The sequence below is a fragment of the Vicinamibacterales bacterium genome (assembly GCA_041659285.1).
Classification (GTDB): Bacteria; Acidobacteriota; Vicinamibacteria; order Vicinamibacterales; family UBA2999; genus 12-FULL-67-14b.
Genome location: JBAZYO010000012.1, coordinates 187,027 through 195,793 on the forward strand (window position 1 = coordinate 187,027; position 8,767 = coordinate 195,793).

11 protein-coding genes are annotated in these 8,767 nt (G+C 67.0%); 3 read left to right on the top strand and 8 right to left on the bottom strand.

All coding sequences use genetic code 11. The features are described 5' to 3' along the window. Window positions 1-9: 9 nt before the first annotated feature. From WC815_18410 to WC815_18420, 3 genes are read right to left on the bottom strand one after another with little or no spacing between them, the layout of a single operon-like run. Window positions 10-354: a hypothetical protein gene (locus tag WC815_18410; GenBank protein MFA5910757.1), complete on the bottom strand. Its 345-nt coding sequence runs from the start codon at window positions 352-354 to the stop codon at window positions 10-12. Further along, window positions 351-728, bottom strand: coding sequence for a hypothetical protein (locus WC815_18415; protein ID MFA5910758.1), 378 nt, complete (start codon window positions 726-728; stop codon window positions 351-353). The genes WC815_18410 and WC815_18415 overlap by 4 nt, the downstream gene beginning before the upstream one ends. A gap of 22 nt (window positions 729-750) precedes the next feature. Further along, window positions 751-969: an AtpZ/AtpI family protein gene (locus WC815_18420; GenBank protein MFA5910759.1), complete on the bottom strand. Its 219-nt coding sequence runs from the start codon at window positions 967-969 to the stop codon at window positions 751-753. Window positions 970-1,068: 99 nt separating this feature from the next. Here WC815_18420 and WC815_18425 point away from each other — a divergent pair, with 99 nt between their 5' ends. The 3 genes from WC815_18425 to cobA are packed head-to-tail and all read left to right on the top strand — an operon-like array spanning window position 1,069 to window position 4,067. Next, entirely contained in the window at window positions 1,069-1,959 is an 891-nt protein-coding gene (locus tag WC815_18425) for a VWA domain-containing protein (GenBank protein MFA5910760.1), read from the top strand. 2 nt (window positions 1,960-1,961) lie between these two features. Beyond that, window positions 1,962-2,921 carry a VWA domain-containing protein gene (locus tag WC815_18430; protein MFA5910761.1) on the top strand — a complete coding sequence of 320 codons (960 nt, stop codon included), beginning with the start codon at window positions 1,962-1,964 and terminating at the stop codon, window positions 2,919-2,921. Between the two features lie 27 nt (window positions 2,922-2,948). Beyond that, a complete protein-coding gene (gene cobA, locus WC815_18435; GenBank protein MFA5910762.1) occupies window positions 2,949-4,067 on the top strand; it encodes a uroporphyrinogen-III C-methyltransferase in 1,119 nt (372 codons plus the stop codon). A gap of 9 nt (window positions 4,068-4,076) precedes the next feature. Here cobA and rseP read toward each other — a convergent pair whose 3' ends face one another. The 5 genes from rseP to WC815_18460 all read right to left on the bottom strand — a co-directional run. After that, a complete protein-coding gene (gene rseP / locus WC815_18440; protein ID MFA5910763.1) occupies window positions 4,077-5,414 on the bottom strand; it encodes an RIP metalloprotease RseP in 1,338 nt (445 codons plus the stop codon). Next, window positions 5,411-6,583 carry a 1-deoxy-D-xylulose-5-phosphate reductoisomerase gene (locus WC815_18445; GenBank protein MFA5910764.1) on the bottom strand — a complete coding sequence of 391 codons (1,173 nt, stop codon included), beginning with the start codon at window positions 6,581-6,583 and terminating at the stop codon, window positions 5,411-5,413. Before WC815_18445 ends, rseP begins: the two co-directional genes overlap by 4 nt. A gap of 268 nt (window positions 6,584-6,851) precedes the next feature. Beyond that, window positions 6,852-7,634 carry a phosphatidate cytidylyltransferase gene (locus tag WC815_18450; GenBank protein ID MFA5910765.1) on the bottom strand — a complete coding sequence of 261 codons (783 nt, stop codon included), beginning with the start codon at window positions 7,632-7,634 and terminating at the stop codon, window positions 6,852-6,854. Window positions 7,635-7,641: 7 nt separating this feature from the next. After that, window positions 7,642-8,430 (bottom strand): isoprenyl transferase, encoded by a 789-nt coding sequence (locus WC815_18455; protein ID MFA5910766.1) that lies wholly within the window; start codon window positions 8,428-8,430, stop codon window positions 7,642-7,644. A gap of 102 nt (window positions 8,431-8,532) precedes the next feature. Continuing rightward, window positions 8,533-8,767: hypothetical protein (locus WC815_18460; GenBank protein ID MFA5910767.1), on the bottom strand; the 235-nt coding region annotated here is incomplete at its 5' end.

An 8,767-nucleotide genomic window follows, 5' to 3' on the forward strand; every position in this document is an offset into this window, starting at 1 on the left:
TGCCTGCCCTTAGCCGCCGAAGGGCTTGAGGAAGAACAGGATCAGCGAGATCAGCAGCACGTAAATGACGAGTGACTCGATCAGCACGAGACCGAGAATCAGCGAGCCGCGGATTTCGCCGGCGGCGCCGGGGTTGCGGGCAATGGCTTCAGCGGCCGAGGCCACAGCCTTGCCCTGGCCGAGCGCAGCGCCGAACGCGGCGATGGCCAGCGCGAAACCGGCGGTGATGATCGACCACTGGACCAACCCCGAATTGGCCGCGCCTGCGGCGGCTTCCTGGGCATAGACCGGTGAGGCCAGACCGAGGACCACGAACCCGAACATCAACGACAGCAGAAACCGACTTGTTCTCACGGAAAACGCCTCCATCTCAGACTTCTCACCGCTTCCACCGCGACGGCGACGCCAAGCGACGTCACACCTACCAGCATGGCCACCGGATCGAGCTGCAAACGCACCATCATACCGTAGGCTGCGAGTGCCAGCATACCATGCCTTGTGAAAAACTTCACTAAGTGGAAACGGGCGGGTTTCCGGGGGGTTTCGCCGCCGGACCGAAGACCCACAAGGGCATCGACGCTGCCTTGAATCGCCCAGAACGACAGCCCGATCAACAGGCCGCCGCCCACCACGCCCAGCGGCGCCGCCAGGTTGCGGAACCACGCGCCGGCGACCAGTGCCATCAGCCCGCAAGCCACCGCCGTATCGCGTGCAATGCGCTCCAGCATCAGCAGACTGACCGACTCGTCGTCACTTCTTCGACGCGAGTTGCATGACGCGGTAAACGTTGAGGATGCCGGCCGCCAGGCCCAGGAAGAAACCCAGGAACGACAGCCAGGGCTTGGTCCCGAGCTGAACGTCGAGCCAGTAGCCGCCGCCAAAACCCAGCACCAGGGCGAAGACAAACGACATCCCGATTGTGCTGAGCTGACCGATGAGCTGCCAGGTGGTCGGGGACGTCGGCGGCATGCCTTCAGTGTAGGGCCAAACGAGCCTCGGCTCTGGCGCCACGGGTATACTGCAGATGACGCTGTCCGATGCGCCTCGGCCGCAGCACCGTGAGGACGTATGAGCCGACACCCGATCGTTCGTCTCGTCGCCGGGGCAGCAACTGCCCTGTTCATTTCCGTCGTCCTCGTCGCCCAGTCCGCTGAGCGCGTGCTCTACGTGAGCGTGTGGGACGAGCACACCCGCGCGCCGATCACGGGCCTCGGGGCCGACGCCTTCGCGGTGCGGGAAGACGGGGTGCGGCGCGAGGTGCTGCGTGTCACGCCCGCCACCTCGCCGATGCCGGTGGCGATTCTCGTCGACAACTCGCAGGCCGCCACGCCCACCATCGCGGATCTGCGCAAGGCGCTGTCGGCCTTCGTGCGTTCGCTCGACGGCATTGGCCCGGTCGCCATCATCGGCGTGGCCGACCGGCCCACCATCCTCCGCGACTACACCACGGACCAGAAGCAACTGCAGGACGGCGTCCAGCGCGTGTTCGCGATGCCCGGCTCCGGCGCCACCCTTCTCGACGCCATCGTCGAGGTGAGCCAGGGCCTGGCGAAGCGCGACACCGACCGCGTCGCGATGGTGATTGTCACGACCGAAAACCGCGAGTACAGCACGCGCCACTATCGGGACGTGCTCGAGGCGCTCGGCAAAGGCGGCGCGATGATGCACGCGCTCGTGCTGACCGGGCCCGGCGGCGCGGCGCTGAACGACGAGGCGCGCAATCGCGCCTCGGTGCTCGACCTCGGCCCGCAGGCCAGCGGCGGCACGCGCGCAGACGTGCTCACCAGCCAGGCCTTCGAGGTGAAGCTGCAGGAACTGGCCGCGATCCTGAAGAGCCAGCACCGCGTGGTCTACTCGCGCCCGCAAACGCTGATCCCGCCCGAGAAGATCGAAGTGACGGCGGCCAAGCCGGGCATGGCGGCCAGCGGCGCTCCGGCGAGAGGCCAGGCCGTAAGGTAGTCATGCGATCGTCAGCATTCAGCGCGTTCGTGCTGGCGGTGGCGCTGTCGGGCGCCACTGCCGGGCACGCGCGCCTGACGGCCCAAGCTGTTGCACCCGCTTCTCAAGAGAAGAACCAGGTGTTCCGCGCCAGCGTCGAGATGGTGTCGCTCAACGTCACCGTAGTCGACAGCCAGGGCCACTACGTCACCGACCTCGCGCAAGAGGAGTTCGGGGTGTTCGAAGACGGCGCCAAGCAGGAGCTGACCTACTTCAACCGCACCAACCTGCCGATTGCGCTCTCGCTGTTGATCGATTCCAGCGCCAGCATGGAGCAGCGGATGGAGAACGCCCAGGAGGCCGCCATCGGCTTCGCGAGCAAGATCCGGCCGCAAGACCTGGCGCAGGTGGTGGACTTCGACAGCCGCGTCGAGATTCGGCAGACCTTCACCAACAAGCTCGACGAACTCGAGAAGGCGATCCGCAGCACCTCGTCGGGCGGATCCACCGCCTTGCACAACGCCGTCTACATCTCGCTGAAGGAACTCGCCAAGGTCAGGGCAAAGAACCCGGAGGAGGTTCGCCGGCAGGCCATCGTGGTGTTGTCGGACGGCGAAGACACGTCGAGCCTCGTCAGCTTCGAGGAGGCGCTCGAACTGGCCAAGCGTTCTGAAACCGCCATCTACACCATTGGCCTGCAGCCACGCGAGACGAGCTCCCTACGCGGGTTCCGTGAAGCGGAGTTCGTGCTTCGCCAGCTGGCGCAGGAAACCGGCGGGCGCGCGTTCTTCGCGCAGAAGGTCGAGGACCTGAAGGACGTCTACGGCCAGATTGCCGATGAGCTGTCGAGCCAGTATTCGATGGGGTATTCGTCGAGGAACCCGCGGCGCGACGGCGCCTTTCGCCGACTGGTCGTGCAAGTCGCCCGTCCCAACGTGACGGCCCGCACCAAACGCGGCTATTACGGCCCAACCTCACACTAGCCCTGCTAGTATTCCCCCGTGCGTGCCATGGTTTACCTGATCGGCGCCGGACCCGGCGCCCCGGACCTCATCACCTTGCGCGGCCACCGCTGCCTGCAACAGGCGGACGTCGTGATCTACGACCACCGGGTTCACGCCGGGGTGCTGCAGTACGCGCCCGCGCCGGCGGAGCGGATTGACGTGGGCGCGGCGGCCGACGCCAGCGGGCAAGACGCCATCTGCTTCCTGATTGCGGAGAAGGCGCGCGAAGGCAAGGTCGTGGCGCGGCTCAAGCGCGGCGATTCTTTCCTGTTCGATCACGGCGGCGAAGAGGCGCTGTTCCTGCACGAGCAGGGCATCGCGTTCGAGGTAGTGCCGGGCGTGCCAACGCCGATCGGCGCCGCGGCGTACGCGGGCATCCCCATCACGTATTCGGGCGCCGGCGACACCGTCACGTTCGTGCGCGGACATGACGACGAAGGGCGGGAGCGAACCCGCCTCAACTGGGACCACCTCGCCGGTCTCGGCGGCACCATCGTCTGTAACGCCGGCCCGACGCAACTGCCGAAGCTGCTCGAGGCGCTGATGGCGCACGGGCGGCCGGCGGACGAATCCGCGGCGATCGTCGTGAACGGCACGCTCTCGTCACAGCGCACCATCACCGGCACCCTGGCGGAACTGGCCCAACTGGTGAACGAGCAAGCCATCGGCGCCGCGCTCCTGATCGTCGGCCGGGTCGTCAACTTCCGCGAACACCTGCGATGGTTCGATTCGCGGCCGTTGTTTGGCCGACGGGCGCTCGTCATGCACTCGAATGATCAGCCGGACGGCCTGGCCACCCTCCTGCAGGGCCGCGGCGCCGAGGTGCTGGTTGACACCGACCCCAGCCTCGACGTCTATCGCCAGCTCCTCGACCGCAAGGTGGACGTGGTGACCTTCACCAGCGCCTCCGCGGTGCTCGGCTTCCTCGCCAATGTGGGCGCCGACCAGGCCTCCGATCTGCTGGCCCACACGGTGGTGGCCACGCTCGGTCCCGCCGCCGCTGATGCCCTGGCGCGGGCCCATGTCTCGCCGGCCATCCAACTGCCGGCCGGTTCCCTCTCAGCATTCGCCGACGCGATCGTCGCGCACTTCAGAGAGGTTCAGCAGGGTTCAGAACCCTTCTGAACCCTGCTCTCATCTCCACGGCATCAGGTTTTCGATCCACGCAATGCGCGTGAGGTCGTTGTAGATCACCGTCGCCATCAGCGTCATCAGCAGCACGAAGCCGACAAACAGCATCTTCTCTTTCACCTGCAGGCTGAAGTCGCGGCGCGAGATGGTCTCGATGCCCATGATGAAGATGTGGCCGCCGTCCAGAATCGGGATCGGCAGCAGGTTCAGGAGGCCGAGGTTGAGGCTGATGCCGGCCATCAGGCCGAGCAGGGCAATCCAGCCCGCCTGCGCCGACTCGCCGGACAACTGCGCAATGCCGACCGGTCCCATCAACTGCTTCGGTGAGGCTTCGCCGGTGACCAGGTCGCGCAGCGTCGCCAAGATCTGCCCGGCCATCTCCCAGTTGCGCTGAAAGCTCATGCCGATGGCTTCGATCGGTGTCGGCGTGAACGGGCGCGTCGCATTGCTCATGAACATGCCGATGCGCGGCGTGTCGCCCTCCATCCGTGGCGTCACGCTGATCGTCTGCTCGACGCCGTCGCGGCGGATGCGGAACTCGACCGGTGCCCCCTTCTTGCTGCCGATCGCCTCGCTCACCATCGAGCTGAACACCATGCGCTGGCCGTCGACGGCGAGAATGAGGTCGCCGCCCTTGAACCCGGCTGCTGCCGAGGGCGACCCCGGCTGCAAAGACTGGACGCTGGGATTCACGTCCGGCAGCACGCCGATGGTCCCCACTTCGAATCGGGCGTTGCCGCGGGTGCGCAGCTCCGTGAGGTCGGGCCGGATCTTCAGGCGTTCCTCCCGGCCATCGCGCATCACCACGGCGTCCACTTCGCGCTCGGGGCGCGCCGCCACCGCCATGTCGAGGTGTTCCCAGGTGCGAATGTCGGCGGTGCCGAGCTTCACGATCACGTCACCGGGACGGATGCCCGCCTTCTCCGCGGGCGAGCCCGGCTGCACCGCGCCGACGACGGCCGGGCGATCGAGGTAGGCCAGCACGTCGGCGCCCTGCATCAGCACGACCGCCAGCAGGACCACCGCCAGGATCAGGTTCATCATCGGCCCGGCGATCAGGATCTGGAAGCGCTGCCACTTGCTCTTCGACAGGAACTCGTCGTCGCTCCCGGTCTGCGGGTCGTCCGGGTTCTCCCCCGCCATCTTCACGTAGCCGCCGAGCGGGATGATGCTGATGCAGTACTCGGTGTCGCCGCGCTGGACCTTGAGGATCTTGGGGCCGAAGCCGAGCGAGAAGGTCAGCACCTTCACGCCGTTCCAGCGCGCGAGCAGGAAGTGGCCCAGCTCGTGGATGAACACGAGCACGCCGAGCACGAACAGGAAAGCAAGCAACGTCGTCATTTCAAACTCGATTCTAGTTCCCGGGCCGACTCGGCGGCGTGCTGCCGGGCCCAGGCGTCAACGCGCCGGACCTCGGCCAGCGTCGCCGCGGGCTCCGGGGTGTGGGCATCCATGGCCTGTTCGATCACCTGGGGAATGCTGGTAAAGGCCAAACGCCCCTCCAGGAAGGACGACACGGCGACCTCGTTGGCCGCGTTCAACACGATCGGCAGGCTGCGTTCCGCTTCCAGGGCGCGGTAGGCGAGGCGGAGGCAGGGGAAGTCATCCCAGGCCGGCTCGTGGAACTCGAGCGCGCCGACGCGGGTCAGGTCGAGGAACGGCACCGGCGCGTCCCAGCGCTCCGGATAGGCGAAGGCGTACTGGATGGGCAGCCGCATGTCGGTGATGCCCAACTGCGCGATGATCGAGCTGTCTTTGAACTCCACCATCGAGTGGACGACCGACTGCGGGTGCACGACCACCGCAATCTGCGACGCCGCCGCGCCGAACAGCCAGTGCGCCTCGATCACCTCGAGGCCCTTGTTCATCAGCGTGGCGGAATCGATGGTGATCTTCGGGCCCATCTGCCAGGTCGGGTGCTTCAGCGCATCCGCGGCGGTGACCGTGGCGAGCGCCGCCCGCGAGCGGCCGCGGAACGGCCCGCCCGAGGCGGTGAGGATCAAGCGCCGCCACTCGCCGTGGCGGCGGCCGTGCAGGCACTGGTGGATCGCGTTGTGCTCGCTGTCGACCGGCAGCACGGCCACGCCCTTGCGCCGGGCCGCGTCCATCACGATGCCGCCGGCCATCACCAGCACTTCCTTGTTGGCGAGGGCGATGGTCTTCCCGGCCTCGATGGCAGCGAGCACGGCGTCGAGCGCGGCGGTGCCGGACGAGGCGCACAGCACGATGTCGACGTCCGGGTGCGTGGCGATTTCGATCAGGCCGTCGTTGCCGACGCCGCAAATTTCAGCGGGCGATCCGCCGAGTGCGGCGCGCAGCCGGTCCATGGCCTCGCCGCTGGCCATGGCCACCGCGCGCGGGCGGAACTCGAGGATCTGCTTCGCCATGGCGGCGACGTTGGTCGCCGCGGCGATGGCCACCACTTCGAGCCGGTCGGCGTGCGTACGCGCCACTTCGAGCGCGCTCGTCCCGATCGATCCCGTTGAGCCGAGTATTGCTATGCGCGTCATGGTCTGCAAGACAGCCACAGATTACACAGATTTCGCAGATACACACTCGACCCGTCCGCCGGGCTTCGCCCGGCCACTGCGGGAGCCATCAGAACGCGAACGAAAAGCCCACTTGGGCTGCCGTCGTGCCTGCAGGGGCCTTTCGTTCGCGTTCTGGTGGCTCCCGCGCCCGACCGAAGGTCGGGCCGGGTCGAGTCGACGCCGAAGTGCATTCGACGCGCCTGCGAGCGTTTTTCAATCTGTGTAATCTGCGGCCGCATTTTCGTGATCACAGCGCCCGCAGGAAGAAGTAGAACACCGGCGCGGCAAACAGCAGGGCGTCGATGCGATCGAGCACGCCGCCGTGTCCGGGGATCAGCGAGCCGCTGTCTTTCATCTCGGCGGCCCGCTTCAGCATCGACTCGAACAGGTCGCCGATGATGCCGGCCATGACGATGCCGGCGCCGAGCGCGGCCAGCCAGATCGGCGAGGCGACGGGCAGCCAGTACGAACCGGCCACGGCCAGGAAGATCGGCGCCGCGATGAAGCCGCCCAGCGCGCCCTCGCGGGTCTTCTTCGGGCTGCGCACCGGCGCCAGCGGCGTGCGGCCGAAGGCGCGGCCCGAGTAGTACTGCGCGGTGTCGCTGACCGCCACCGTCGCAATCAGCAACAGCACCGCCTCGCGTCCCGCCATGGCGTGCACGCCGACCAGCGATCCGAGGGGCAGGCCGAGATAGACCGGCGCCAGCAGCGCCGCCGCGGTATCGGCCAGGATCGGCGTCCCGACGCGATCCGAGATCAACACGTTGAGGGCGATGAGAAGAAGCGCGGCGGCGAGCACCGACTCGATGTCCACCCACTGGAACGGCACCATCGCGCAGGCCAGCAGCGTGGCCAGCAGGGTGGTCCAGAACGGCACCCTGGCGCCGATGGCATCGACGATCTTCTCGTACTCGGTGAAGGCCAGCGCCGCCACCACGAGGGCGACGCCCAGCATGGCAATGGGGCTGAGGAACCAGATCAGGGCCAGCGTCACGGCGATCAGGACCACGCCGCTCAGTAAACGGGTCATACGGGGCTTACTTCACACCGGCGGCGACGGATGGGGCAATGCCGCCGAAGCGGCGGTCGCGCTTCTGGTAGGCGAGCACGCCCTCGAGCAGGTGGCGGCAGCGGAAGTCGGGCCATAGCGTATCGGTCACCCAGATCTCGGCATAGGCAATCTGCCACAGCAGGAAGTTGCTCACCCGCATCTCGCCGCTCGTGCGAATCAACAGATCGGGATCCGGCTGGCCCGCCGTGTAGAGAAAACTCGCGAAGCGATCCTCGTCCAGGTCCTGCGGATCGAGGCCCGAGGCCATGGCGCGCCGCGCCGCATCGACAATCTCCGTGCGGCCGCCGTAGTTGAGCGCGATGTTGAAGAGCATTCCGGTGTTGGTCGCGGTCTTGCGTTCGGCGGCCACCAGTTCCTCGAGCACGTCCGGCGCCAGCGACTCGGTGCGGCCAATCACCTTGAAGCGGATGTTGTTGCGCAGCAGCGTGGACAGCTCCAGCCGCAGGTAGCGCTTGAGCAGCATCATCAGCGTGCTGACTTCGGTCACCGGCCGCTTCCAGTTCTCGACCGAGAACGCGTACAGGGTCAGGACGTCCAGTCCCAGGCGCGCGGAGGCCTCGACCACGTCGCGCACCGAGTCGATGCCGGCGCGGTGGCCTTCGACGCGCGGCAGGTGGCGCTGGCCGGCCCAGCGGCCGTTGCCATCCATGATGATCGCGACGTGGCGCGGCAGGCGATCCATCTCGATCTGGCGCGCCAGGGCCTCTTCGGGCCCGCCGGTTGGAATCCACTCCAGCAATTGATCGAGGCTCATGGAGTCGGTCTTCGATAGTACAACGAAAAGGCCGGCCTGGAGAGTTCCCCAAGCCGGCCCTGCGTTCTAACTCTTAGGTCCTAGGTCTTAGGTCTTAGGTCCTTACATTCCCGGCCAGGGCGGGGTCGCCGACTTGCCCACCGCGGCCAGGCCCTTCATCACGAACTTCTGAAGGCGCTTGCCGGTGTAGGTTTCGGTCGTGTAGATGTTGCCCTTCGAGTCGGTGGCGATGCTGTGCACGCCCAGGAACATCCCGGGCTGGCGGCCGCCGTAGCCGAAGTTGTAGAGCTCGGTCATGGACTGGCGGTCGAACACGCGCACGTGCTCGTTGACGCCA